General features: G+C 63.1%; 17 protein-coding genes, 6 pseudogenes and 2 riboswitches. Of the genes and pseudogenes, 8 read left to right on the top strand and 15 right to left on the bottom strand.

Annotated elements, in window-relative coordinates; all coding sequences use genetic code 11:
• Positions 1–228: 228 nt before the first annotated feature.
• From ACZZZP_RS01965 to dxs, 5 genes and pseudogenes are all read left to right on the top strand, one after another.
• Entirely contained in the window at positions 229–471 is a 243-nt protein-coding gene (locus ACZZZP_RS01965) for an exodeoxyribonuclease VII small subunit (protein ID WP_122453977.1), read from the top strand.
• A complete protein-coding gene (gene ispA / locus ACZZZP_RS01960; protein WP_463536215.1) occupies positions 468–1,355 on the top strand; it encodes a (2E,6E)-farnesyl diphosphate synthase in 888 nt (295 codons plus the stop codon). Before ACZZZP_RS01965 ends, ispA begins: the two co-directional genes overlap by 4 nt.
• A gap of 204 nt (positions 1,356–1,559) precedes the next feature.
• On the top strand, positions 1,560–4,841 hold the full coding sequence (locus ACZZZP_RS01955; RefSeq protein ID WP_463381630.1) for a carboxyl transferase domain-containing protein: 3,282 nt from the start codon (positions 1,560–1,562) through the stop codon (positions 4,839–4,841).
• Positions 4,842–4,846: 5 nt separating this feature from the next.
• Positions 4,847–5,878: an alpha/beta fold hydrolase gene (locus ACZZZP_RS01950; RefSeq protein ID WP_463536214.1), complete on the top strand. Its 1,032-nt coding sequence runs from the start codon at positions 4,847–4,849 to the stop codon at positions 5,876–5,878.
• A gap of 642 nt (positions 5,879–6,520) precedes the next feature.
• A pseudogene (gene dxs / locus ACZZZP_RS01945) lies at positions 6,521–8,445 on the top strand (1-deoxy-D-xylulose-5-phosphate synthase).
• A 45-nt stretch (positions 8,446–8,490) separates the two neighbouring features.
• On the opposite strand, the pseudogene hemN reads toward dxs, so the two are convergent.
• Positions 8,491–9,874: pseudogene (gene hemN, locus ACZZZP_RS01940) on the bottom strand (oxygen-independent coproporphyrinogen III oxidase).
• Between the two features lie 1,831 nt (positions 9,875–11,705).
• On the opposite strand from hemN, the pseudogene ACZZZP_RS01935 reads away from it, so the two are divergent.
• The 3 genes and pseudogenes from ACZZZP_RS01935 to ACZZZP_RS01925 all read left to right on the top strand — a co-directional run.
• Positions 11,706–12,008: pseudogene (locus ACZZZP_RS01935) on the top strand (methyl-accepting chemotaxis protein); the annotation flags it as partial.
• A gap of 61 nt (positions 12,009–12,069) precedes the next feature.
• On the top strand, positions 12,070–12,378 hold the full coding sequence (locus ACZZZP_RS01930; RefSeq protein WP_463536213.1) for a hypothetical protein: 309 nt from the start codon (positions 12,070–12,072) through the stop codon (positions 12,376–12,378).
• 81 nt (positions 12,379–12,459) lie between these two features.
• A riboswitch (cobalamin riboswitch) is annotated at positions 12,460–12,692 on the top strand.
• An 89-nt stretch (positions 12,693–12,781) separates the two neighbouring features.
• A pseudogene (locus tag ACZZZP_RS01925) lies at positions 12,782–14,683 on the top strand (TonB-dependent receptor domain-containing protein).
• A 259-nt stretch (positions 14,684–14,942) separates the two neighbouring features.
• Here ACZZZP_RS01925 and ACZZZP_RS01920 read toward each other — a convergent pair.
• The 14 genes and pseudogenes from ACZZZP_RS01920 to nrdR form a co-directional block, all read right to left on the bottom strand.
• Positions 14,943–15,743, bottom strand: coding sequence for a cobalamin-binding protein (locus ACZZZP_RS01920; protein WP_463384628.1), 801 nt, complete (start codon positions 15,741–15,743; stop codon positions 14,943–14,945).
• Positions 15,740–16,156, bottom strand: coding sequence for an MFS transporter (locus ACZZZP_RS01915; protein ID WP_122493435.1), 417 nt, complete (start codon positions 16,154–16,156; stop codon positions 15,740–15,742). The genes ACZZZP_RS01920 and ACZZZP_RS01915 overlap by 4 nt, the downstream gene beginning before the upstream one ends.
• Positions 16,153–16,773, bottom strand: a complete 621-nt coding sequence (ribA, locus tag ACZZZP_RS01910) for a GTP cyclohydrolase II (protein WP_122493436.1) — start codon at positions 16,771–16,773, stop codon at positions 16,153–16,155. The genes ACZZZP_RS01915 and ribA overlap by 4 nt, the downstream gene beginning before the upstream one ends.
• 124 nt (positions 16,774–16,897) lie before the next feature.
• Positions 16,898–17,766, bottom strand: a pseudogene (bla, locus tag ACZZZP_RS01905) (class A beta-lactamase).
• Positions 17,767–17,770: 4 nt separating this feature from the next.
• Positions 17,771–18,388, bottom strand: a complete 618-nt coding sequence (locus ACZZZP_RS01900; protein ID WP_463384627.1) for a retropepsin-like aspartic protease family protein — start codon at positions 18,386–18,388, stop codon at positions 17,771–17,773.
• A gap of 68 nt (positions 18,389–18,456) precedes the next feature.
• Positions 18,457–19,206 (bottom strand): substrate-binding periplasmic protein, encoded by a 750-nt coding sequence (locus ACZZZP_RS01895; RefSeq protein ID WP_463381624.1) that lies wholly within the window; start codon positions 19,204–19,206, stop codon positions 18,457–18,459.
• A gap of 30 nt (positions 19,207–19,236) precedes the next feature.
• Positions 19,237–19,764 carry a phosphatidylglycerophosphatase A family protein gene (locus ACZZZP_RS01890; protein WP_122493439.1) on the bottom strand — a complete coding sequence of 176 codons (528 nt, stop codon included), beginning with the start codon at positions 19,762–19,764 and terminating at the stop codon, positions 19,237–19,239.
• Positions 19,751–20,725 (bottom strand): thiamine-phosphate kinase, encoded by a 975-nt coding sequence (gene thiL / locus ACZZZP_RS01885; RefSeq protein WP_463381623.1) that lies wholly within the window; start codon positions 20,723–20,725, stop codon positions 19,751–19,753. Before thiL ends, ACZZZP_RS01890 begins: the two co-directional genes overlap by 14 nt.
• A gap of 8 nt (positions 20,726–20,733) precedes the next feature.
• Positions 20,734–21,231 (bottom strand): transcription antitermination factor NusB, encoded by a 498-nt coding sequence (gene nusB / locus ACZZZP_RS01880; RefSeq protein ID WP_463381622.1) that lies wholly within the window; start codon positions 21,229–21,231, stop codon positions 20,734–20,736.
• The gene (gene ribH / locus ACZZZP_RS01875) at positions 21,228–21,704 is read right to left on the bottom strand and encodes a 6,7-dimethyl-8-ribityllumazine synthase (RefSeq protein WP_110617310.1); all 477 of its coding nucleotides are present in this window, start codon (positions 21,702–21,704) and stop codon (positions 21,228–21,230) included. Before ribH ends, nusB begins: the two co-directional genes overlap by 4 nt.
• Before the next feature lie 172 nt (positions 21,705–21,876).
• Entirely contained in the window at positions 21,877–22,968 is a 1,092-nt protein-coding gene (ribBA, locus tag ACZZZP_RS01870) for a bifunctional 3,4-dihydroxy-2-butanone-4-phosphate synthase/GTP cyclohydrolase II (RefSeq protein ID WP_122453958.1), read from the bottom strand.
• Between the two features lie 21 nt (positions 22,969–22,989).
• A pseudogene (locus tag ACZZZP_RS01865) lies at positions 22,990–23,661 on the bottom strand (riboflavin synthase).
• A 139-nt stretch (positions 23,662–23,800) separates the two neighbouring features.
• Positions 23,801–23,962, bottom strand: a riboswitch (FMN riboswitch).
• 89 nt (positions 23,963–24,051) lie between these two features.
• A complete protein-coding gene (gene ribD, locus ACZZZP_RS01860; RefSeq protein WP_122493443.1) occupies positions 24,052–25,185 on the bottom strand; it encodes a bifunctional diaminohydroxyphosphoribosylaminopyrimidine deaminase/5-amino-6-(5-phosphoribosylamino)uracil reductase RibD in 1,134 nt (377 codons plus the stop codon).
• On the bottom strand, positions 25,186–25,650 hold the full coding sequence (gene nrdR / locus ACZZZP_RS01855; protein WP_162998791.1) for a transcriptional regulator NrdR: 465 nt from the start codon (positions 25,648–25,650) through the stop codon (positions 25,186–25,188).
• Between the last annotated feature and the right edge of the window lie 109 nt (positions 25,651–25,759).

Here is a 25,759-nt window from a genome sequence, read left to right as displayed (position 1 = left end):
TGATCCCTATTCAAAGCGAGGTCGCTGACGTCCTTCGACGAAGCGCTTTAGCGGCGGCCATAGTATTCGTTAAAAGGCATTTGAAAACAGTGCGGTCACCAACACTTGCGCAAACAACAGACGCGGCAATTGGTCATTTTTCTTTCTGTGCTGCCAGTGCCCCAGTTTGCCCCACCTGCCCTGCTCTGCTAGCCTCCCGCCCGTTCCAGCCTGCCGAGACCCCTGCCCATGGCCCGCAAAAAAGCCGCCGTCGATTTCGAACAATCCCTTGCCGAGTTGCAGACCCTGGTCGAGCGCTTGGAAAACGGCGAGTTGTCGCTCGAGGATTCGCTCACCGCGTTTGAACAAGGCATTCGCCTGACGCGTGAATGCCAGGGCGCGTTGGCGCAGGCGGAACAGAAGGTGCAAATCCTCTTGGAGCGCGACGGCGAGCTGGAGGAAGCTCCCTTCGACGCGGACGAGCAAGCATGATCGCGGCGTACCAAAAAACCTGCCAGACCCGCGTGGATGCCAAGCTCGACGAGCTGTTCCACGCACCCCGCCCCGAGCTTTCCACTATTTACCAAGCCATGCGCTACAGCGTCATCAACGGCGGCAAGCGTGTCCGTCCGCTGCTGGTGTATGCCGCGTGCGAAGCGTTGGGCGGTAAGCCCGAACTCGCCGATGCAGCGGCCTGCGCAGTCGAGCTGATCCACGCTTACTCGCTCGTGCACGACGACTTGCCCGCCATGGACGACGACGACCTACGTCGCGGCCAGCCCACCACCCACAAAGCCTTCGATGAAGCCAGCGCGATTCTGGCCGGCGACGGCCTGCAAACCCTGGCCTTTGATGTGCTCGCCGATGCCCAGCGCAACCCGCTGGACGCCGAGGTGCGCCTGGACATGATCAGCAGCCTGAGCAAAGCGGCGGGCCCGGCCGGCATGGTCGGCGGCCAGGCCATCGACCTCGGCTCCGTCGGCCAGTGGCTCGATCAGCAGGCGTTGGAAGTGATGCACCGGCACAAAACCGGCGCGCTTATAGAAGCCAGCGTGCGCCTCGGCGCTCTGGCCAGCGGTGAAGCCGACGCCCTGTCGCTTCGCGCCTTGCAGGATTACGCGCAAGCCGTGGGCCTGGCCTTTCAGGTGCAGGACGACATTCTCGACGTCGAAAGCGACACCGCCACCCTGGGCAAAACCCAGGGCAAAGACGAAGCCAACCACAAACCCACCTACCCGGCCTTGCTCGGCTTGGACGCGGCCAAATCGTACGCGCTGGAACTGCGCGACCTCGCCCTGCACGCCTTGCGCCCGTTTGGTGAAGCGGCTGAGCCGTTGCGCGATCTGGCGCGGTATATCGTTGAGCGGCGCAGCTAAAGCGCCCCTCACTCGCCCTTCGGGCCTCCTCTCGCGCATCGGGAGAGGGGGAATGGCCGGCACCTTCGCGCCAGGCTGAACCGGTCCACTATCACCCCCGCCACTGCCCCGCCATTCGCCCCAGCCAGCAAGCTTTCGCTGCAGGCTGGCCGGCGCCTAAGCTCTACGCCCTGAACGAATGCCAATAAAAACCAGGGAGCAGCCATGCCCATTCGTAATCTGCTGATCGCCAACCGTGGCGAGATCGCCATTCGCATTGCCCGCGCCGCCGCCGAGTTGGATATCCGCAGCGTGGCGATTTATGCCGAGGACGAAGCGGCGGCGCTGCATACGCGCAAGGCCGATGTGGCGGTGGGCCTCAGCGGTCGGGGCGTGAGTGCGTATCTGGACATGCAGCAGATCATTGCCATCGCTCAGGCCCAAGGCTGCGATGCGGTGCACCCCGGTTATGGCTTTCTCGCTGAGAACGCCGAGTTCGCGCGGCTGTGCAAAGCAGCGGGGCTTATTTTCGTCGGCCCAGATGCTGCGGTACTGGAGCAATTCGGCGACAAAACCCAAGCCCGTACCTTGGCCATTCGCTGCGGCGTGCCGTTGGCCACCGGCACCAACCAACCCACTAGCCTGGCCCGCGCCCAGTCGTTTATGGCCGAACTGAACGGCGGCGCGATGATGATCAAAGCCCTGGCCGGCGGCGGCGGGCGCGGTATGCGTGCGGTGCACAGCAGTGATGAGGTGGCCGAGGCCTACGCCCGCTGCCAATCGGAAGCCAAGGCAGCGTTTGGCAATGGCGACCTGTATGTCGAGCGGCTGATTCGCAACGCACGGCATATCGAAGTGCAAGTGCTGGGCGACGGTGAAGAGGTTGTGCACCTGTGGGAGCGCGACTGCACGTTGCAGCGGCGCAATCAGAAGCTGGTGGAAATCGCCCCCAGCCCAACCCTCGACACCGCCGTGCGCGAGGCGATGCTCGAAGCCGCGCTTAAACTCGCCCGCGCCGTGAATTACAAAACCCTCGGCACCTTTGAATTTCTGCTCGACGCTGACAACGGCGACTTCGTGTTCATGGAAGCCAACCCGCGCTTGCAGGTGGAGCACACCGTCACCGAAGCGGTCACCGGCATCGACCTGGTGCAAGCGCAACTGCGCGTGGCCGGCGGCGCGAGCCTGGCCGAGCTGGGCTTGCAGCAAGCGCACATTCCGGCGCCACGCGGGTTTGCCGTGCAGGTGCGGGTCAACTTGGAAAGCATGAACGCCGATGGCAGCGTGCAACCCGCCGCCGGCCTGTTGAGCGCCTACGAGCCACCAAGCGGTGCCGGGATTCGTGTCGACGGCTGCGGCTACAGCGGTTACGCCACCAGCAGCAGCTACGACTCGCTGCTGGCCAAACTCATCGTGCACGCCAACGACACCTACCCCGCCGTGCTGCGCCGCGCCTACCGGGCGTTGTGCGAATTCCGTCTGGAAGGTGTGGCGAGCAATATCCACTTTTTGCAAAACCTGCTGCGCCATCCCCAGGTGCAGAACAATGAAGTGACGACCCGCTTCGTGGAAACGCAGATCAGCGACTTGCTGGCGCCGCAGGAACAGGCGCACCGCCACCTGTTTTTCCCGCAGGCCAGCGGTGCCGCCCAGCCCCTGCAAACCGCCGATACGCCCATTGGCTGCATCGCCCTCGACGCGCCGAGCGCCGGTGTGGTGGTCAGCCTGGATGTGCAGGTTGGCGATGAAGTGGCGGTCGGCCAGAGCATCGCCGTGCTGGAGGCAATGAAGATGGAGTTCGTGGTCAAAGCCGCCCACAGCGGCATCGTCCACAGCCTGGCCGTCGCGCCGGGCGACAACCTGTTCGCCAACCAGCCGCTGGTGTTCATTCAGCCGGCCGACGTCGCGCAACAACAGCACCACAACGAAGAAAGCATCGACCTCGACCACATCCGCGCCGACCTCGCCGAAGTGCTCGAACGCAACGCCCTGACCCGCGACGAACGCCGTCCGCAGGCCGTGGCCAAGCGGCGCAAAACCGGGCAACGCACCACCCGCGAAAACCTCGATGACTTGCTGGATGCCGACAGCTTTATCGAATACGGCGCCCTCGCCCTGGCCGCACGGCGGCGCCGCAACTCGGTGGACGACCTGATCGCACAAAGCCCGGCCGACGGCTTGGTCAGCGGCATCGGCACCGTCAACGCCGCGCAGTTCGGTGCCGAGCACAGCCGCTGCATGGCCATCGCCTACGACTACACCGTGTTTGCCGGCACCCAGGGCGTGATGAACCACAAGAAAACCGACCGCATGTTGCAGCTCGCTGAGCAGTGGCAACTGCCCGTGGTGCTGTTTGCCGAAGGCGGTGGCGGACGGCCCGGCGATACCGATTTCGTCGGCGTGGCGGGCCTGGACTGCCACACCTTTATCGGCATGGCCAAACTGTCCGGCCTGGTGCCGCTGGTGGGCGTGGTGTCGGGCCGTTGCTTCGCCGGCAACGCGGCACTGCTCGGCTGCTGCGACGTGATCATCGCCACCGCCAACGCCAGCATCGGCATGGCCGGGCCGGCGATGATCGAAGGCGGCGGGTTAGGTACGTTTACGCCGGAGCAGGTCGGGCCGGTCAGCGTGCAAGGGCCGAACGGCGTGGTCGACATCGCCGTCGCCGACGAAGCCGAGGCGGTGCGCGCCGCCAAGCAATACCTGTCGTATTTCCAAGGCCCGCTCAGCGACTGGCAATGCGCCGACCAGCGCGAGCTGCGCCAAGTGATTCCGGAAAATCGCCTGCGCATTTATGACATTCGCCAGGTGATCGCCACCCTCGCCGACCACGACTCGGTACTGGAACTGCGCCGCCAATTCGCGCCCGGTCTGATCACCGCGTTTATTCGCATCGAGGGCCAGCCGTTCGGCCTGATCGCCAACAACCCCGCGCACCTGGGCGGCGCCATCGACGCGGTGGCCGGCGATAAAGCCGCGCGCTTTATGCAGCTGTGCGACGCCTTCGATATTCCGCTGCTGTCGCTGTGCGACACGCCTGGCTTTATGGTCGGCCCGGACGCCGAAAAGCAGGCAACCGTGCGCCATGTGTCGCGCATGTTCGTCACCGCCGCCAGCCTCAGCGTGCCGTTCTTCACCGTGGTATTGCGCAAAGGCTACGGCCTTGGCGCGCAGGCGATGGCCGCCGGCAGTTTCCATTCGCCGCTGTTCACCATCGCCTGGCCCAGCGCTGAATTTGGCGCGATGGGGCTTGAAGGCGCCGTGCGGCTTGGCTTTTCCAAAGAGCTGGCGGCGCTGGAAGATCCCGCGCAACGGCAAAAACTCTTCGACAAATTAGTGGCCAAGGCCTACCAGGCCGGCAAAGGCATCAACATGGCCAGCTACCTGGAAATCGACGCCGTGATCGACCCCGTGGAAACCCGCAGCTGGCTGGTTCGTGGCCTCAACGCCGCCCCGCGCCCGGCCAAACGTGACGGCAAAAAACGCTCCTTCGTGGACACCTGGTGACCGCTATGAATCAGTTCGAACAGCAACGCCTCGACGTAAACGGCATCACTCTTAGCGTGTACAGCGCCGGCCCGGAAAATGGGCGGCCGGTGTGGCTGCTGCACGGTTTCCCCGAATGCTGGTACTCGTGGCGCAGCCAGATGACGGCACTGGCCGAAGCCGGTTACCGCGTATATGCCCCGGAAATGCGCGGCTACGGCGACAGCAGCGCGCCTGAGGAAATCGAGGCGTATCAGATTCTGACCCTGTGCGCCGACATCCAGGGCGCCATGGAACTGCTCGGCCACACCGACGCCTGCGTCATCGGCCACGACTGGGGCGCGCCGGTGGCTTGGCACCTGGGCCTGCTGCAACCACAGCGAGTCAGCGTGCTGGGCGCCATGTCCGTGCCCTTCGGCGGCCGCCCGAAACGCCCCGCCATCGACATCATGCGCGAGGCCAACACCGGGCGATTCAACTACATCGTCTACTTCCAGGAACCGGGCGTGGCCGAAGCCGAACTGAACGCCGACATCGAACGCAGCATGCGCCTGCTGATCGGCGGCACCGGCGAGGTGTTCCTGCAACCCAAACCCGCCGACGCCCGCTTACTGGAAGGCGTACCCATGCCGACCACCTTTCCCGACTGGTGCAACAAAACCGACTTCGCCGTGTACCGCGACACCCTGAGCAAACACGGCTTCCATGGCCCGCTGAACTGGTACCGAAACTTTCGCACCAACTGGGAAACCACCGAATTCCTCGCCGGACGGCAGGTGCTGCAACCGACCGTGTTTCTGCTGGGCGAAGACGACCCGGTCGGCAAGTTGGAGGCGTACACCATCAAGAAAATGGGCGAGCTGGTGCCGCGCCTGGAACAGCACGTGCTTAAAGACTGCGGGCACTGGATACAGAACGAACAGGCAGAGCGGGTGAACGGGATTTTGCTGGAGTTTTTTGGGGCGGCATTACGCGGCGTGATGGCCGCTGGCGAAAGAAAAAATCAAAAACTCGCGGCTGAAGCCGCTCCCACAGGTTCAGAGATGCGTCGAAAATGAGCTTTCTGTGGGAGCGGCTTTAGCCGCGAGTTTTTGATGTGGAACTTGTGATCCACCGCTTGTGATCTACCCGCCCCGTTCATCGCAGGCCGAGTGGAGTCGACGCGCAGGGGGTTGAGCGGCCGGGAGCCGCGAAAGGCGTGTCGGGCCAAGGATGGCCCGTCTCGCCGTGCCCCCGGAGCGTCGGCGGAATGAGGGAAGTCGGAGCGCAGCGCAGACCCAAGGTAGGGGCTAGACCTTTTGGTTACTTTTGGGTGGTCCGGCAATCCGGCAATGCTAAAAGTGACTCGCGCGTAAGGCGCGAAACCAAACGTTCAGCTCACGCGGTAATGAATACCTCCACGCCATCTACCGCGCTCGACCCGAGACTCTGGATCCCGAATTGTCGGACCACCGCCTGCGCGAGGATGACTGAGGTTTTCAGTCAGACCGTGCAACGTTGGGCTTCGCCATGGCTCAACCCAACCTACGAACTGGACCACCGCCTGCGCGGGGATGACGGTGGGTTGCCAACGGCAAGGGACATCCCCGGAATTCCCCCGGATATCGGTATTTCCTTCCCCCCTTCACACCCACCCTACGAAAAGCCCTACCGCATCAGGTAAACTGCGCCATCTTTTATACCTATAACGATTATGCCTGATGCCGACGACGTTTCACGAGTTCCCCCGCGAACGCCCCGCTACGCCGCTGCTTGACCGTGCAGAGACGCCTGTTGGTCTGCGTCGCCTGGGCGAAGCCGAGCTGGAAATCCTCGCTGATGAGCTGCGCCAGGAGCTGCTGTATACCGTTGGCGAAACCGGCGGACACTTCGGTGCCGGCCTGGGTGTCATCGAGCTCACCATCGCGCTGCACTATGTGTTCGACACCCCGGACGACCGGCTGGTGTGGGACGTAGGCCATCAGGCGTATCCGCATAAAATCCTCACCGGGCGCCGCGAGCTGATGCACACGCTGCGGCAGAAAGACGGCATCGCCGCCTTCCCGCGTCGCAGTGAAAGCGAGTACGACACCTTTGGCGTCGGCCATTCCAGCACCTCCATCAGCGCCGCGCTGGGCATGGCCATTGCCGCTCAGTTGCAGGGCAGCAAGCGCAAGTCGGTGGCGGTAATCGGTGATGGCGCGCTGACGGCGGGCATGGCGTTCGAGGCGTTGAACCACGCCTCCGACGTGAAGGCCAACATGCTCGTGGTGCTCAACGACAACGACATGTCGATTTCGAAAAACGTCGGCGGCCTGTCCAATCACCTGGCGAAAATTCTTTCCAGCCGCACCTACGCCAACATGCGCGAGGGCAGCAAAAAAGTGCTGTCACTGCCTGCCGGGCGCCTGGGAGATCGCGCGCAAAACGGAAGAACACGCCAAAGGCATGTTGGTGTCGGGCACCTTGTTCGAAGAGCTGGGCTGGAACTATATCGGCCCTATCGACGGTCACGACCTGCCGACGCTGATCACCACCCTGCGCAATATGCGCGAGCTGGAAGGCCCGCAGTTCTTGCATGTGATCACCAAAAAAGGCAAAGGCTTCGCCCCGGCCGAGCTGGACCCGATTGGTTACCACGCCATCACCAAGCTGGAGCCGGTCAACGCGCCCGCCGTGCCGAAAAAGCCCAGCGGGCCGAAGTATTCGGCGGTGTTTGGCCAGTGGCTGTGCGACATGGCCGAGGCCGATGCGCGCCTGACGGGCATCACCCCGGCGATGAAAGAAGGTTCGGATCTGGTCGCCTTCAGCGAGCCGTTTTCCGCAGCGCTATTTCGACGTGGCGATTGCCGAACAACACGCCGTGACTCTCGCCGCCGGTATGGCCTGCGAAGGCGCCAAGCCGGTGGTGGCGATTTATTCGACGTTTTTGCAGCGCGGTTACGACCAGCTGATTCACGACGTGGCGGTGCAGCATCTGGATGTGCTGTTTGCCATCGACCGCGCGGGCCTGGTGGGCGAAGACGGCCCGACCCACGCCGGCAGTTTCGATTTGTCTTACCTGCGCTGCATTCCCGGCATTCTGGTGATGACGCCGAGCGATGAGAACGAGCTGCGCCGCATGCTGACCACCGGCTACCTGTTCGACGGCCCGGCGGCTGTGCGTTACCCGCGCGGCTCGGGTCCCAATGCGGCGATCGACCCCGCGTTAGTGCCATTGGAAATCGGCAAAGGCGTGGTCCGCCGCAAGGGCCAGGGCGTCGCGCTGTTGGTGTTCGGCGTGCAACTGGCCGATGCGCTGCTGGTGGCCGAGAAGCTGGATGCCACGGTGGTGGACATGCGCTTCGTCAAACCCTTGGACGAAGCCTTGGTTCGCCAGATGGCGGCTGAACATGAGCTGCTGGTGACCGTCGAAGAAAACGCCATCATGGGTGGCGCGGGCGCGGCGGTCAGCGAGTTCCTGGCGCGCGAGAATCTGCTCAAGCCCTTGCTGCACCTGGGCTTGCCGGATATCTACGTGGAACATGCCAAGCCGCAAACCATGCTGGCTGAATGTGGGCTGGACGCTGCGGGTATCGAGGCGGCGGTTCGCGAGCGCCTGGCGCTGCTCGCACCGGCGGGCTTGCCGCCCACCCTCACGGCGTAAACGCTTCGCCATGAAAAAGGCCGGTCTATTGACCGGCCTTTTTGTTTAGATCACCCGCGAGAATCGCTGACTGTTCTGCTCGCTTAAATAGTGATCAAACAGCATGCACACCGAGCGCACCAGCAAGCGCCCGGCGGGCAGCACCTGAATGGCGTTGTCGCTCAAGGCGATCAGACCGTCCCGCGCGAACTGCTGCAGCTGCGGCCACACCTCGTTGAAGTAACCGCGAAACTCGATGTTGAACGCACTTTCGATCAGGCTGAAATCGAGTTTAAAAGCGCAGATCAGTTGCTGGATGACGGCACGGCGAATGCGGTCGTCATCGTTGCACAACAGCCCACGCACCACGGCTGAATGGCCTTCGTCGATGGCGGCCATATAAAGCGGCAGATCGCTGCTGTTCTGGCAGTACACATCGCCCAACTGGCTGATGGCCGACACGCCTAAACCCACCAGGTCGCAATGCCCATGGGTGGTGTAGCCCTGGAAGTTGCGCCGCAACATGCCATCTTCCTGCGCCACCGCCAGCTCGTCGTCCGGCAGGGCGAAGTGATCCATGCCGATGTACACATAGCCCGCCGCTGTCAGCTGTTCGATGCTGCGCTGAAGCATTTCCAGCTTGGCTGCCGGGCTTGGCAGGTCGTCCGCGCTGATGCGCCGTTGCGGCTTAAAGCGCTCCGGCAAGTGGGCGTAGTTGAAGAGCGACAGGCGATCCGGTTGCAGCTCAATCACCTTGTCTACGGTGCGGGCGAAACGGTCGGGCGTCTGTTTCGGCAGGCCGTAGATCAGGTCGATGTTCACCGAGCGAAATTGCAGGGTCCACGCCGCTTCGACGATGGCGCGGGTCTGCTCAAAGCTTTGCAGGCGGTTGACCGCTTGTTGCACCTGCGGGTCGAGGTCTTGAACGCCCAGGCTGACGCGGTTGAAGCCCAGTTCGCGGAGCAGGCCCATGGTCGACCAGTCGGCTTCGCGCGGGTCGATCTCGATGCCGTAGTCGCCGCTGTCGCCGTCGAGCAGGGTGAAGTTTTCGCGCAGGTGCTGCATCAATTCGCGCAGCTCGGTGTGGCCAAGAAAGGTTGGTGTGCCTGCCGCCGAAATGCAGTTGCTCGACCACCTGGCGACGGTCGAGCTGACTGGCGACGCGGCTGATTTCTTGATGCAGGCGCTGCAAATACGGCACCGCGCGACCACGGTCTTTGGTGATCACCTTGTTACAACCGCAGTAGTAGCAAATGTTGGCGCAGAACGGCACGTGCACATACACCGACAACGGCCGCAACGCCGCGCGGCTTTCGCTCAGGGCATGCACCAAGGCGTTGCCGGCGACGTTTTCGTTGAATTGCAGGGCGGTGGGGTATGAGGTGTAGCGAGGACCGGGGCGGTCGTAACGGCGAATCAGGTCAGCATCCCAATGAATGGCGTCGAGCATGGCGGCGGTCCGGTGCAGTGCGTGGGCGGCCAGTCTAGGAAGCTGCGACAAAGCGGATCTTGACTTGACGCAACCCGACGGAAAATCCCTACAGGAGAACCGACGTCTGACATGCACCAATACGGCGCATCCCCAGCGCTGCGGCCGGGTCGACGCAGCACCTTTCGGAGGAAAGTACGTACGTCCCATCTGGAAAAGCGACATTCATCTGGCGAAATGCGTCATTGCGCCATCAATCGGCCAGTAGCGGCGCCTTTCGGTCCTGTTATTGCAATAAGCGCACGCTAGACAAAGCACTGCCCTTTGTCATTTGCGAGCACCGACATGCACCTTAAAAGTCACGAGATGGCCCTCAGCGGCCGCGAAAAGCGTTGGCTGCCCTGGTGGGGCACGCACAACAAATGGGCCTTGCGCTGGGCCAGCCTGATCAACCGCAACCAGGCGGCGCGACTGGAAAAAACCTTCACGGGCATGGCCAACACCCGCGCGCAGTTGTTGCTCGGCTGGACGCAGCAACATTGGCAGCAACTGCTTCAGGTAGCAGCGACGTTGGGCGAGCAATGGCCACGCGTGGATGCCGCCCAGTTGCAAAGCATTGCTGAGCCAATGCGTGAAGTGTCGGAGTTGTTTGTGGTGGGCGCCGACGGTACGGTGCTCGCCTCCACCCATGCGTCGCGAGTGGGGCAACGCCACGACGCCAAAGCGCTGGCCGCCGGTCTTCGCGCGCCGTTTCTGCTCGGGCCTTATAAAGATCAAGTCACCGCCACGCTCGGCGCCACCACCTCGCGCTTCCATGACGCCGTGACGCTGATGTTTCACCAGCCGCTGATCGTCGCCGGCAAAACCGTCGCCTGCCTGTGCGCGCGCATTCCCAACGATGTGATGAGCGACTTGATCCAACGCGAAGCCGGCCACGTGTACCGCGACTCCGGCGACAACTATTTATTTATGATCAAGTCGGTGTATGACCCAGCCATCGCGCCCGGCACCGCGCTGTCGCGCTCACGCTTTGAAGACAGCACCTTCAGCGCCGGCGAAAACCTCAAGGATGGCGTGCACACCCCGTTCGGCACCGTGCGCGTTACCCAGCACACCGAATTCGAACTGCGCTTTACCGACCCCGCCACCCAGGAGTTGCACCCCGGCGTGCGCGAAACCATGCGCTGCGGCAGCAACCTGTTCGTGCTGTATCCCGGCTACCCGGATTACCGCCGCGTGCCCGTAGTCGGCGCCGGTTTGACCCTCAACCTGCCGGGCTCGCCCGATACGTGGGGGATGATGTGCGAGGGCGACTTGGAAGAGGTGTATCGCCCGCGCAGCCTCAGCTATACCTTGCTCAAAGCGCTGCTGCTGAATGTCGGGGTCGCCGCCGCGTTGCTGTACGGCGCCCACGCCGGCCTGGGCTGGCAAGGTGAACATTTGCCTTGGGCGCTGTTTGGCGTGAGCGCGCTGGTGTTGTTCAACTTCTGGTACTTCAGCCTGCGTCCGCGCAGCCAGAAATTGCAGGCGCTGTGCGATTTCTTCCTGGACACCGCCGAGTGCGGCGCGCCGCTGAGCAATCGCTTCAGCGCCAACCATTTGCAAGCCGATGAAACCGGTTCGCTGGCGGGCTGGGTGAACAGTTTCGTCGACAAAATGGACGACACCATGCAGAGCATCGTCTCTGCCGGCAGTGCGCTGCACCACACCAGTGCTGCACTCAACCAGACCTCCAGCACCGTCAGCCTGTGTGCGAACCATCAGAACAGCGCCGCCCAAGCGACGGCCGAAGCCACCCAAGGAGTCAGTCACAGCATCAGCGCCATGACTGAGCACATCCTGGGCAGCGAACATGCCTCTGCAACAAGCGCTGCAACTGGCCAAGGAAGGCGCCAGCGTGGTGCAGCAAACCACCGAACAAATCAGCCGCCTGGCCAGCCTGGTCAGCGATGCCACCCGCACTATCGAAGGCCTGAGCCAACACACGGTGGCGGTGCAGAGCATCAGCGAAACCATTCGCGGCATCGCCGAACAAACCAACCTGTTGGCGCTCAACGCCGCCATTGAAGCCGCGCGCGCCGGCGAGTCGGGACGTGGCTTTGCCGTGGTCGCCGAGGAAGTGCGCAACCTCGCCCAGCGCACCGCCGAGGCCACGCACGCCATCGCCCAGAGCCTGCACAGCATGCGTCAGCAAGCCGTGCAGGCCGTCGGCTTCGATGCAGCAATGCCAAACCAGCGTTGGCACCAGCGTTGACCAAGCCACGCAGGCGAACCAGGCGTTGCAGCGCATTCATGAGGAGGTGGCGGGCATGCAAATGCAGATCGGCGAAATCAGCCGCGCCATGCAATCGCAGCGCGACCAAGCTCAAGCCGCCAATCTGCAAGCGCAAACCATCAGCTCGGGCGCCGGCCAAAGCGCCGAGGCCGCGAACCAGACCCAGCTCGCCGCCCGCGCCCTGGAGCGCTTGGTGCTCGACCTGCACAAAGCCGCCAGCCGGCTTGGACAGGCAGACCCAAGCGCATAACCGGTACGTCGCAAGCAAGGCCGAAGCCTCTCCCACCGATCCCCCGCCGCTTGACCCACCCCGCCGCCACCGCTACGGTGCGCGGCGTTTATCCACGCAGGTGCGTCCGGCTCACACGAGCCCGGCGTTAAACGGGAAGCCGGTGCGCTCCATAGGAGCCATCCCGGCGCTGCCCCCTGCAACGGTAATCGACCGCAGCCACGCTGCATGCCCGATCGACACACCACTGGGTTGTACCTGGGAAGGTGATCGCGGCAGGAAAGGATGCCCTTTCAGTCGAGAGCCCGGAGACCGGCCTGCATGGAATCGACTGGTGTTGCGGAGGGCAGCACCATCAAGCGCAGGCGCCTTCAAGCGCCACGCTTGCCCATGCCCTCCTCAAAAATCTTTTGAGGAATACTCCATGAAATACCTGCATTTCGCCCTGCCCGCTGTGCTGCTGCCCGTTATGGTGCAGGCGCAAAGCACTGACCAAGCGCTGAAGCTGCAAGAAATGGTCATCACCTCCGGCCGCAACGCCGAGCCGTTAGCCCAAGCCACCGCTGCTGCCACGGTGTTCACCCGCGCTGACATTGAACGCCTACAGCCGCGCTCTATCACCGACCTACTCACCCGCGTGCCTGGCGTGCAACTGGTGCAGAACGGCGGGCGCGGCAGCAACACCTCACTGTTTATACGTGGCAGCAGCAACACCCAAAGCCTGATTCTGGTGGACGGCCAACGCATCGGTTCGGCCTCCGATGGCGGCGCCAGTCTGCAGGTTTTAAGCCTCGAACAAATCGAACGCATCGAGGTGGTACGCGGCTCGCGCTCGGCCTTGTATGGCAGCGATGCCATTGGCGGCGTGGTGCAGATTTTCACCCGTCGCGGCGACAGCGGCCTGCAACCGCGCCTGGCCGTGAGCGCCGGAAGTCACCAAAGCTGGCAGCGCAGCCTGGGCCTCAGTGGCGGCGATGAACAGACGCGCTTCAGCCTCAACGGCAGCCTCGACGAAACCGCCGGCAGCGACCGCACCGGCCAGTCCTACGATTCCGACAGCGACCACGACGCCTACCGCAACAAAGCCTTGAGCTTCAACCTCAGCCACCAATTCAACGAGCGCGTCGAAGGCGGCGTCAGCCTGCTGGACCAACGCGGCCGCAACGAGTACGACAACCCGTTCGGTCGCTTCGACATGAGCACCTTCCTCAGCTATCCGCAGCAGCCTTACACCGACTTCACCCTCAGCAGCGCCAGCGGTTTTGTCGACGCGCAGTTCAACGACCTCTGGAGCAGTCGCTGGGAAGTCGGCCACAGCGAAAGCCGGCAGAAAAGCCAAGACAAACTCAGCGACGAAGTGAGCGTGTTCAACACCTACCGCGACTCCGTGTCGTGGTTGAACACCTGGAACTAGAGCGAGCAGCACACCGTGCTCGCCGGGGTCGATTTCTACGAGGACCAATTGCACAGCAGCACCCAATACAACCAACAAACCCGTTGGAACCAGGCCGCTTTTGCACAACATCGTTTCCAGGGCGAGTGGTTCGCCACCGAGCTGGGATTGCGCCACGACAAGAATGAACAGTTCGGTAGCGAGAACACCTGGAACGGCGCGTTGACCGTGCCGGTGGGCGACAGCACATCGGTGATCGCCTCCTACAGCGAAGGCTTCCGCGCACCGACTTACAACGAGCTGTACTGGCCGGATGACGGTAATGGCTATGTCGGCAATCCGGGCCTGTCACCCGAGCACTCGAAAACTTACGAGCTGCAAGTGCGCGGCGAGTACCTGGCCACGCGCTGGAGCCTGGCCGCTTACCGCAACGACGTACGCGACCTGATCAGCACCGTGCTCTGCGACCCGGCGACGTTTTTGTACTGCGCGGTGAACCTCAACACCGCGCGCTTACAAGGCGTGGAGCTGACGCTGGAGCGCGACGTGCTCGGCTGGCAAGCCTCGGCCAACGCCACCTGGCTCGACGCCCGCGACCGCGAAACCGGCCACGCCTTGCCGCGCCGGGACAAGCGCACCTTGAACCTGGACCTCGATCGCCGCTTTGGCGCAGTGAGCCTCGGCGCCAATTGGCAAGCCGTGAGCGGCAGCTACGACGACGTGGGTAATACGCGGGAATTGCCCGGATATGGACTGCTGGGACTGCGCAGCAGTTGGCAGGCGACCGGCGAGCTGGCGCTGAATTTCAGTGTCGATAACGTGCTGGATAAAGACTACAGCCGGGCGCTGTACAACCATGATGGTGAGTACCACGGGTATCGGGAAGATGGGCGTACGGCGACGCTTGGGTTTGTGTGGACGCCGGCGATTTAGGTGGTAGCAGCAATCGCGGCTGAAGCCGCTCCCACAGTTTTATAAACCGCGCGCGCGTCCCCTGTGGGAGCGGCTTTAGGCGCGATGCTTTTTGCATAAGCGGCCAAAGAGTTGCGTAAAGACCACAATTCTGGATCCCCGCATGCGCGAGGATGACGGGGGAAATGACATAAACCTCCGTCATTCCCGCGCAGGCGGGAATCCAGAATTTCGAGCCGGGCGCGCTTCAGGAAAATACCGGCTAAGCGCTTCAAACCGCTCAACGCATCCCTTCCAACGCCTGACAAAGCCGCTCAGTCGCCACAAGCATCTGCAAGCTCGGCCGCTCAATGCCTTTATCCGGCAGCACCAGCAACTGCTGACGCTGCACCGCCTTAAGCTGCGGCCAGCGTGCCCAGCTTTCCAGTTGCGTCTGATCGCCGCCGACAATCACATGGGGATCACGCTGCAGCACCGCTTCGACGCTCACCTGCGGCGCTGGCAGAGCCACGTCGGCAAATACGTTTTTCGCCCCGCATACGCCCAGCGCATCGCTGATGATTTGCCCGCCACCGATGGTGTACAGCGGCGAATTCCACACCTGATAGAACACCGGCAACGGCTCATCACGCCGGTAGCGCTGTTGCAGCGATGCCAGGCGCTGGCGGAATGCATCGGCGCGCTCGCGGCCGTTTTCAGCGCGGCCTACCCGCTCGCCGATGGCCTGAAACTGCTCGGCCAGTTGCGACAAGGTGTGGGGCTGGGCCTCGAACAGCGGAATGCCGAAGCCGATCAGTTGTTGGCGTTGCGCGGCGCTGATGCTGTCGGGCCAGAGCAGCAGCAAGTCGGGCTTGAGTGCCAGCAGCCCTTCCATTTCCAGCTGACCGTAGCGGCCCACCGAAGGCAGCGCGGCCAGAGCCGCCGGGCGTTCACCACCGTCGAGTACGCCAACCAGCAAGTCGGCAGCATCCAGTTCGAGCATGATTTCGCTAAGCGATGGCGCCAGGCTCACCACCCGCAATTGCGCCGCTGCCGGCCAGGCCAGCGCCCACAGCAGGCAGACGAGTAACAGGCGCATCAGCCGAGTTGGCGAGGGATACGGTAGAGCGCCAGCAGCACAACGCTGGCCAGCGCGAGGAGAATCAGCGGAATGGCTTCCAGGCCGGTAAACACGGCAATGGCGGCGATCCAGGCGGGCAGGCCTGCACCGAGAAAAGCCAGACGACGCCGAGCGGCGAGGTCCAGCCAGGCGGCGGGTTCTTCCGGGGTGTCGAGGGCTTGTTCGGTGGCGATCAGGCCGCGCTTGTAGGCGCTGAATAACGGCAGGCTGACGAACAGGGAAGCCAGGCCACCGATGAAGAGCGGCATGGCCAGCACCGACACGGTTTTATCGGCGCCGAACAGCAGGTTGACGATGAAGACTGGCGCCAAGGTGAGCGCCAGTTGCCGCCACCACAGCAGGTCGAGCCGCTTGCGCACCTCGTTACGCGTCACAGGCTTTCCTCGGCCTCGCCTTGGTGTTGGTTGCCCAACAGGTGCCCGAGTTTGCCGGCCTTGGTCGCCAGGTAGTACTTGTTGTGCGGGTTGTGTTCGATTTGCAGCGGCTTGCGCTCGGCCACCGGAATGCCCATGTCGGCCAGCGCTTTGAGTTTGCGCGGGTTGTTGGTCATCAGTTTCAGCGAGGTGATGCCCAGGTGATTGAGCATCGGCAGGCAAATCGAGTAGTCGCGCTGGTCAGCACCGAAGCCCAGACGCTCGTTGGCTTCGACGGTATCGGCGCCGCCATCTTGCAGTTCGTAGGCGCGAATTTTGTTCATCAGGCCAATGCCACGGCCTTCCTGGCGCAGGTACAGCAGCACGCCGCGGCCTTCTTTGGCGATGGCGGCCAATGCCGCTTCCAGTTGAAAACCGCAGTCGCAGCGCAGGCTGAACAGGGCGTCACCGGTGAGGCATTCGGAGTGCAAACGGCCCAGCACTGGCGCACCGTCAGCCACATCGCCGAGGGTCAGCGCGACGTGTTCACGGCCGGTGCCTTCTTCAAGAAAGCCATGCATGGTGAAGACGGCAAATGGCGTGGGCAGTTGGGAGGCGGCGACGAAGACGACAGACACCGTATGCTCCTAATAAGGAAATGGCGGAAATTTCGCACGGGGGCGGCATTGTAGCAGCAGGCTTTGCGCGTCGGTCAGCCTGAATTGCTGGCTATAAAGATCAAAGTGGTTGATCGATATAGCCTCATTGCAACCAATCGACCACGACGCGCGTGGCCGCCGCCAGCGTTTCGTTACGCGGGCTTGCGTCCTTGGTGGTTTGCGTCAGGTACAGCGTCAACACAACCGGCGCTTTGCCCGGCGGCCAGAGCACAGCCACATCGTTGGTGGTGCCGTAATCGCCAGTGCCGGTTTTATCGCCAACCTGCCAATTCGCCGGTACGCCAGCGCGGATACGCGTGGCCCCCGTGGTGTTGCCCCGCAGCCAGGTCTGCAGTTGCTGGCGCTGCGAATCCGGCAAGGCGTCACCGACAACAAGACGTTGCAGACTATGGGCCATGGCCAGCGGTGTGGTGGTGTCGCGCAGGTCGCCAGGAATGGCGCTGTTCAATTCGGTTTCCCAACGTTCCAGGCGGAAGTGGTGATCGCCAATGGAGCGAGCAAAGTGGTCAGCCCTTCCGGGCCGTCGAGCAATTTCATCAGCAGGTTGGCGGCGCTGTTGTCGCTGTACTGCACGGTGGCGGCGCACAGCTCGGCGACGGTCATGCCGTCTTGCACGTGCTTTTCGCTGACCGGCGAGTACGAGACCAAGTCACTTTTGCGGTAGGTGATTCGCTCATCCAACAGCCCAGGCGTTAACACGCTGCGCTGCAAAATGGCCCCGGCGAGCATGGCCTTGAAGGTGCTGCACATGGGGAACGCCTCGTCGCCCCGGTAACTGAGCACCTCGCCATTGCCGGTGTTCAGCGCCACCACACCCAGGCGGCCGGCGAAGGTGGTTTCCAGTTGTTTGAGGCGTTGCACCGCATCGCTCGACTCAGCGGCCCAGGCAGGCAACAGCGGCAATGCAGCGGCGGCGAGGAGAAAGGTGCGGCGTTTCAGGAGAAGCGTCATAGGCCTAGTTTTTCGATTCCAAAATCAACACGCCCTGCTCTTCGCGCCAGCGCACGCGGTTGAGAAAGCTCATACCGAGCAGCGCTTCGGTGGGCGCCGGGCCGTCAAGTACGGTGGCTTCGACGCCGAGCAATTCCAGGGCGCCGACTTTCACTCGGTCCAGCGAAACGCGCCAGGCGTTGGCGGTGCCGCTGGCTGTGCTGACGACAGTGGGTTTGCCCACGGCGCGGTAATCGATGCCCAACTGCCGGGCTTGCGAGTCATTCATGGCGACGGTGGTGGCGCCGGTGTCGACCAGAAATTGCACCGGTTGGCCGTTCGCCGAGCCGGCGATCCAGTAATGCCCGCCTAACCCTTTGGCGATGCTCACCTGGGTTTTGGTGGGAATGGCAAAGCCCTGGCTGTATTCGCGTTCCAGCGGATACAGACGTTCCACGCCATCCACGCGCAGCACCGCGCCTCTGCCGTCCGCGCTGACCACCACCACGCCGCCGGGGCCGGTTTTGCCGACCTTCACCAGCTTGCGCTCGCCATCGACGTTGATCACCGCCGCGCCCGGGAACAGGCCGACCACCATGACCTGTTCGGCCGCCGTGGCCACGCCGAATGAAAGCAGGCTCATCAGCCCGGCAGCCAGCGCGTACTTCCTGTGCTTTGTCATAGCGTCGATGCCTGTTGCGTGGTGGTTATTCAAAAGGGATAGGGTTGCTGCCAGCGCTCGAAAATGGGCCGCAGGCTGCCGTCTCTCACCAGCAGCTCCATGCGCGCGTCGTATACCCGGGCCAGCGCGTGACCATCAGCGGTATCGGCAAAACCCAGGTACAGCGGCAAGTCAGTCAGCTCGGTGGCGCGAAAGCGCGTGGCGTCGTCGGCCTCCTCGAGCACTTCTTGCACTTCGGTGCGGGCGTCGAGGTAGAAATCGACGTGCTTGAGTTCCAGCATCGAGAGGATACCGTCGCGCCGATAAACTTCTTGGTAGTGGTTCAAATGCGGCAGATATTTTTCGTAGGCATAACCGCGCACCCAGGCCAGGCGAAAGGTGCCGACGTTTTGCAGGTTGATGGCCGGCGCATCGGCCAGGCCCAGGGCGCTGATGCGGTCGGCGTCATAGTGCCAGCGTGGGTAAAACACGCCGTCCTGGATCTCGTTCATGTACGAGCCCACGAACGCGTCGGCGCCGCCGCGCTGCACCAGGCCGACCGAGCGGGTGTAAGGAACGCTGTGAATGTTCAGGCGAATGCCGGCGGGTTCGAACACGGCGCGAAGAATGTCCCAGGCCATGCCGCTGCCGTCGGCATTGGTGTGGTCAACCCACACCTCACTGGCCAGGCGGATTTGCGTGGGCGTGGCGGCTTGCGCCATCGGTCCGCCAGCCGCCACAAGCAGCGCCACCGCCATGAGCCGAGCGAACCACTTGCCTGATAACCACTTGCCACGCATAGCCCGTTCCCTTAAACGCCGCCGTGCCACTTAGCTAGCCACTGAGTGCACCCAGTATTGGGCCCAGCCCCACACCACCAATTGCATGGCCAGCCAGGCGAACACCCCGGCCAGCAGGTCGTCGAGCATGATGCCGACGCCGCCGTGCACATGCCGGTCGATCCAGCGGATCGGCCACGGCTTGAGGATGTCGAAAATGCGGAACATGACAAAGCCTAGCAGCAACCAGCCCCAGCCTTCCGGCACCAGCCAGAGGGTGATCCACATGCCGACCATTTCGTCCCAGACGATGCCTTCGTGGTCATGCACACGCAAATCATCGGCCACTTTGCCGCACAGCCAGAAGCCGAACAGCATGGTCACGCCGAGCATCAGCCAGTAGCCCCAGTCGGGCAGCATTTGCCACAGCGGAATAAAGGGCAGCGCCACCAACGAACCCCAGGTGCCCGGTGCTTTGGGCAACGTGCCCGAGCCAAACCCGAAGGCCAGGAAATGCCACGGATTGCGCCACACCGAAGGCGGAGCATCAGGAACCGTTTTCTTGCTAGGTTGCGTCACCCGAGCCCCCAAAATGTAAAAAGCCGCGCGAAGAAGGCGCAAGGCTATGACCGGATGAATCCAGGAAGTGCACCCCTTTTCCGCTTTCCACTCGACCGATGACCGTCACCGGCCAGCCGTCTTGCTGAAGCTGTGCAAGGTGCTCGGGTGGCAGGGTAAAGGCCAATACGTAGTCATCGCCACCGCTGGCAGCACATTGCCAGGCGGCGTCGCGATCCAGCCAGGCCGATACGGCCGGCGACAACGGTAAGCGATCCCGCTCGATGTGCAAGGCCACGCCCGAGGCCAAGGCGATATGGCCGCAATCGGCAAGCAAGCCATCGGAAATATCCAGGGCTGCCGTGGCCTTGCCGCGCAGCGCCTGACCCAGCGCCAATTGCGGCTGCGGTGACCAATAGCGCGCCAGCAGCGGCTCGGCAATCTGCGCGGCGGCCGTACGCTGCCCGAGCACCAACGGCAACGCCGCCGCCGCATCGCCCAATGCACCGCCCACACAGAGCAAATCGCCCACCTGGGCGCCCGCACGCGTCAGCGCCTGCCCGGCCGGCAGGCGGCCAAATACGGTGAGGGTCAGACTTAACGGCCCGCGCGTGGTGTCGCCGCCAATCAGGCGCATCGAACAGGCCTGCGCCATTTCGTTGAGGCCGGCGGCGAAGGCTTGCAGCCAATCGGCATCGGCCTGCGGCAGGGTTAGGGCGAGGGTAAAACCAATGGGCGCAGCACCCATGGCAGCGAGGTCGCTGGTGGACACCGCCAGCGCGCGCTGGCCGAGCAGGAATGCATCGCACGCTTCAGGAAAATGCACACCGACCACGAGCGTGTCGGTGGAAATCGCCAGCTGTTCGCCAGCGTTCAGGGCCAGCAGCGCGCAATCGTCGCCAATGCCCTGCACCACGGCCTCGCCGGGCTGCGCACAGGGCGCAGCGGCGAAGTAGCGGCGGATCAGCTCGAACTCACCCACGGCTCCGGTCAACGCTTGTTGGCGTTGACTTCAGCAGCGCGTAAACGCGGTGCCAATTTGTCCAACACACCGTTGACGAACTTGTGCCCGTCGGTGGCGCCGAACACTTTGGCCAGCTCGATACCTTCGTTGATCACCACGCGGTACGGCACGTCGATACGCTTGAGCATTTCAAACGTGGACAAGCGCAGGATGGCCAGCTCAACCGGGTCGAGCTCGTCCTGAGCGCGGTCCAGGCAAGGCGCGAACGCCTCGTCGATTTCAGTTTTGTGCGCCGGTACGCCGTGCAGAATTTCACGGAAGTAGGCGCCGTCGACGCTGCTGAAATCGTTGTCTACGCGAAACTGCGCTTCGATTTCATTCACCGACTGGCCTGCCAGGTGCCACTGATACAACGCCTGCATAGCCAGGCTGCGAGCCTGACGGCGGGCCGCGATCTTGCCGGTGGGCGCGTTCGGGCCTTTCTCTGCCGGGGGGTTGAAGCTGTCGTCTTCGTCGTTAATCACTTGGCCTCCAACTGCGCCAGCAGGCTGACCATTTCCAGGGCAGAAAGGGCCGCTTCAGCGCCTTTGTTACCGGCTTTGGTGCCGGAACGTTCGATGGCTTGTTCGATGGAATCAACGGTCAGCACGCCGAAAGCAACCGGCACGCCGAACTCCATGGACACCTGGGCCAGGCCCTTGGTGCACTCGCCGGCGACGTATTCGAAGTGCGGGGTGCCGCCACGAATCACTGCGCCCAGGGCGATGATGGCCGAGTACTCGCTGCGCTGAGCGACTTTCTGGGCAACCAACGGAATTTCAAACGCACCCGGCGCGCGGATGATGGTGATGTCGCTTTCGCTCACGCCGTGACGCACCAGGGCGTCTACGGCACCGCTCACCAGGCTTTCGACCACGAAGCTGTTGAAGCGGCCTACCACCAGCGCATAGCTGCCTTTGGGGGCGATGAAAGTACCTTCGATGGTCTTCAGGGTCATGGCGTTCTCGTCTTGAAAGAGCAATTTAGAGTTAAGAGCCTGGGCGGGCGTTTGCCCAATCCCCCGGCTATTTAAAAATTCGGGACCGTCGCGAGCGAAGGTCAAGCATGGCAAAAACGGCTGTCGAACACGTTTTTAACGCCGCATGACCGAGCGCAGCAGGTACCTCGGGTTATTCGGAGGGCAGGTATTCTACAACTTCCAGGTCAAAGCCCGATATCGCGTTGAACTTCACTGGTGAACTCAGCAAGCGCATTTTGCGCACGCCCAGGTCACGCAGAATCTGCGAGCCGGCGCCCACGGTGCTGTAGGTGGTGGCGCTGGCTTTCTGCTCGCCGCCCAACTGTTGCTCCAGATGCGCGAGCAAGTCGGAGCCGGTCAACTGGTTGCCCAACAACAGCACCACGCCGCTGCCGGCCTCGGCCACTTTGGTCATGGCGGCGCGCAGGCTCCAGCGGCCCGGTTGTTTCACCATCAGCAAGTCGCGCAGCGGTTCCATGCTGTGCACGCGCACCAGCGTGGGCTCTTCCGGGCAGATTTTGCCGAGGGTCAGCGCCATGTGAATGTCGCCTTCGACCGAGTCGCGGTAGGTCACCAGGTTGAAGTGGCCCAGCTCGCTGTCCAGCGATTGCTCGGAAATACGCTCCACGGTGTGTTCGTGAATTAGCCGGTAATGGATCAAGTCGGCGATGGTGCCGATCTTGATGTCATGCAGCTCGGCAAACGCTTCCAGCTCGGCGCGGCGCGACATGGTGCCGTCGTCGTTCATGATTTCGCAGATCACCCCGCTCGGCTCGAAACCGCCCAGGCGCGCCAGGTCGCAGGCCGCTTCGGTGTGGCCAGCGCGGGCTAGCACGCCGCCCGGTTGCGCCATCAGCGGGAAAATGTGGCCGGGGCTGACGATGTCGTCGGCCTTGGCGTCTTTCGCGGCAGCGGCTTGCACGGTGCGGGCGCGGTCGGCAGCGGAGATGCCGGTGGTCACGCCGGTGGCCGCCTCGATGGAGACGGTGAACTTGGTGCCAAAGCCCGAGCCGTTGCGCGGCGCCATCAACGGCAGCTTGAGGGTTTCGCAACGCTCGCGGCTCATGGGCATGCAGATCAGCCCGCGGGCGTGCTTGGCCATGAAGTTGATGTGTTCAGCGGTGACGCATTCGGAGGCGATGATCAGGTCGCCTTCGTTCTCGCGGTCTTCGTCATCCATGAGGATGACCATTTTGCCGGCGCGAATATCGGCAACCAATTCTTCGATGCTGTTAAGAGCCATGGGGCGTGCCTTGCGTCGTAATTAGCGGTAGCCGTGTTCGGCCAGGAAAGTTTCGGTCAGGCCGGACGAACCGTGCGCAGCCGCAGTGGCCTCGGCGGCTTTGTCACCGAGCAGCAAACGCTCCAGGTAACGCGCCAGCAGATCGACCTCAAAGGTTCACCCGGCGACCCGGCCGGTAGTCGGCCATGATGGTTTCGCCCAGGGTGTGCGGCACGATGGTCAGCTCGAACTCGGCGCCATTGACGCCGTTCACCGTCAGGCTGGTGCCGTCGACGGTGATCGAGCCTTTCAGGGCGATGTACTTGGCCAGCTCACGCGGGGCGCGGATGCGAAATTGCACGGCGCGGGCGTTGTCTTCGCGGGCGATCACTTCGCCGACGCCGTCAACGTGGCCGCTAACCAGTGGCCACCCAGGCGACTGCTGGGTGTCAGGGCTTTTTCCAGGTTGACCTTGCTGCCCGCTTTCAAGTCGTTGAAGGCGCTGCAGGCCAGGGTCTCGCGGCTGACGTCAGCCCAGAAACCATCACCCGGCAATTGCACGGCGGTCAGGCACACGCCGTTCACGGCAATGCTGTCGCCGAGCTTGACGTCGGCCAGGTCGAGCTTGCCGGTTTCCACGTACACGCGTACGTCGCCGCCTTTGGGGGTCAGGGCGCGAATGGTGCCGAGGGCTTCGATTATTCCGGTGAACATGCGGCCTCCTCAGTAAGAGGTGCCGGAAAAACAGCACGATTAAGCATGGATCGAACTCCTGTTTAATAAAAAACAGGGCGTGTTGGATCGAAAGGGATGTCTCAAACGGGCGCACGCACGCGTGGGCCCTGGCAGGCAATCCCGTTCTCTCTTTATCCGGACTATGACCGTCGGCCTCGGAATCACACCGAGTCTGCTGACCTTGCCGCTGCCGTTGTCGGCTGCCGCAAGCGCTCGCGGGCTAAGCGCATTGCGCGCCATTACCGCCGGTGGGGAATCGCACCCCGCCCTGAGAACGTTCAGCCATCTGCATGGCTGGGCTGCGTTTTTACCACAACTCGCCGTTTGATTGCATCTATGTAGGGGGCATTCAGATGGCTGCGTAGCCGATCAGCTGGGTTTATCCGGCACGGCGATGATTCGCCAGTCGTCGCCCACCGCGCGCATCTCGGTGATCTTCAGCGGCGCGGCTTCGGCCATGCGCGCCAGCGGCATGTCCAGCAACGGGCGAGCGCTTGATCCGAGGAATTTGGCGGCCACGAACAACTGGTATTCATCCACCAAGCCCAAGCGCGCAAACGCCCCGGCCAGTCGCGGACCGGCTTCCACCAGCACTTCGTTAACGCCGCGGCCAGCCAGCTCGGCAAGCAGCTTGCGCAAATCGACATGGCCATTGCTGCCGGGAATGGCCAGCAGTGTGTGGCCGTCATCCAGGAAACGATCACGGGCAGACGCCGCCGCGCAGGTGGCGACCAGCGCGGCGCCGGCCTGGTAGAACGGCGCGCTCAGTGGCACGCGCAAGCGGCCGTCGACCAGCACACGCAATGGCGGACGGGTCATGGCCAGCGCGGTGAGTTCTGCGTTCAGGCCCAGTTCATCGGGGCGCACGGTGAGCCGCGCGCCGTCGGCCAACACCGTGTCAGCGCCGGTCAGCACCACGCTGGCCTGGGCGCGCAAGCGCTGCACGGCGGCACGCGCTGCCGGGCCGGTAATCCATTGGCTTTCGCCGCTGGCCATGGCGGTGCGGCCGTCCAGGCTCATGGCCAACTTCACCCGCACAAACGGCAGGCCTTTTTCCATGCGCTTGATAAAGCCGGCGTTCAAAGCGCGCGCTTCGGCTTCCATCACGCCGCTGTGCACGGTGATGCCGGCTTGCATCAAACGCAGCAAGCCGCGACCGGACACCTCGGGATTGGGGTCTTGCATGGCCGCGACCACGCGGCCCACGCCGGCATTCACCAACGCATCGGCACACGGCGGCGTGCGCCCATGGTGGCTGCACGGTTCAAGGGTGACGTAAGCCGTAGCGCCCTGCGCTTTGGCGCCGGCCTGGCGCAAGGCGTGCACTTCGGCGTGGGGCTCACCGGCGCGGGCATGCCAGCCTTCGCCGACAATTTTGCCGTTGGCGACGATGACGCAGCCAACACGCGGGTTGGGATGGGTGGAGTAGATGCCTTTGCGCGCCAGTTCCAGCGCGCGGGCCATGAATTGCGGGTCGGCGACGGCCTGTTCGGAAGTCGGCATTCAGTCTTGCGCCGGTTCGCGGGAGAGGCGGTCGATTTCCTCGCGGAATTCGTTGAGATCCTGGAAGCGGCGGTAAACGGAAGCGAAGCGGATATAGGCGACTTCATCAAGCTTTTGCAGCTCGGTCATGACCAGTTCCCCCAGCACCCGCGACTTGATTTCGCGTTCGCCAGTGGCGCGCATTTTGTGCTTGATGTGGGCGATGGCGGCTTCGAGTCGCTCGATGCTGACCGGGCGTTTTTCCAGCGCGCGTTGCATGCCGGCGCGTAGCTTTTCTTCATCGAATGGTTGCCGGCTGCCGTCTTGCTTAATCAGGCGCGGCATCACCAGTTCGGCGGTTTCAAAGGTGGTGAAACGCTCTTCGCAGGCCAGGCATTCCCGGCGGCGGCGAACCTGTTCGCCCTCGGCGACCAATCGCGAATCGATAACCTTGGTGTCGTTGGCGCCGCAGAAGGGACAGTGCATAAAATAAATGGCAACAAAATGAAGGAGGGGCCATGGTAGCGCATCCCACTGGCAAGACAACCCGGCTACTTTGCGGTATACAAGCGCCCGCCTCACATTCGCGCCACGG

Source organism: Pseudomonas sp. AC211, from assembly GCF_979258055.1.
Note: the sequence above shows the minus strand (reverse complement) of the source record. Positions and strands in the feature narration are given on the sequence as shown.

Coding starts and splice junctions, on each gene's coding strand:
- ACZZZP_RS01965 (WP_122453977.1), top strand. CDS start 229: ATGGCCCGCAAAAAAGCCGCCGTCGATTTCGAACAATCCCTTGCCGAG.
- ispA (WP_463536215.1), top strand. CDS start 468: ATGATCGCGGCGTACCAAAAAACCTGCCAGACCCGCGTGGATGCCAAG.
- ACZZZP_RS01955 (WP_463381630.1), top strand. CDS start 1,560: ATGCCCATTCGTAATCTGCTGATCGCCAACCGTGGCGAGATCGCCATT.
- ACZZZP_RS01950 (WP_463536214.1), top strand. CDS start 4,847: ATGAATCAGTTCGAACAGCAACGCCTCGACGTAAACGGCATCACTCTT.
- ACZZZP_RS01930 (WP_463536213.1), top strand. CDS start 12,070: ATGCAGCAATGCCAAACCAGCGTTGGCACCAGCGTTGACCAAGCCACG.
- ACZZZP_RS01900 (WP_463384627.1), bottom strand. CDS start 18,388: ATGAGCCTGCTTTCATTCGGCGTGGCCACGGCGGCCGAACAGGTCATG.
- ACZZZP_RS01895 (WP_463381624.1), bottom strand. CDS start 19,206: ATGCGTGGCAAGTGGTTATCAGGCAAGTGGTTCGCTCGGCTCATGGCG.
- ribH (WP_110617310.1), bottom strand. CDS start 21,704: ATGACCCTGAAGACCATCGAAGGTACTTTCATCGCCCCCAAAGGCAGC.
- ribBA (WP_122453958.1), bottom strand. CDS start 22,968: ATGGCTCTTAACAGCATCGAAGAATTGGTTGCCGATATTCGCGCCGGC.
- ribD (WP_122493443.1), bottom strand. CDS start 25,185: ATGCCGACTTCCGAACAGGCCGTCGCCGACCCGCAATTCATGGCCCGC.
- nrdR (WP_162998791.1), bottom strand. CDS start 25,650: ATGCACTGTCCCTTCTGCGGCGCCAACGACACCAAGGTTATCGATTCG.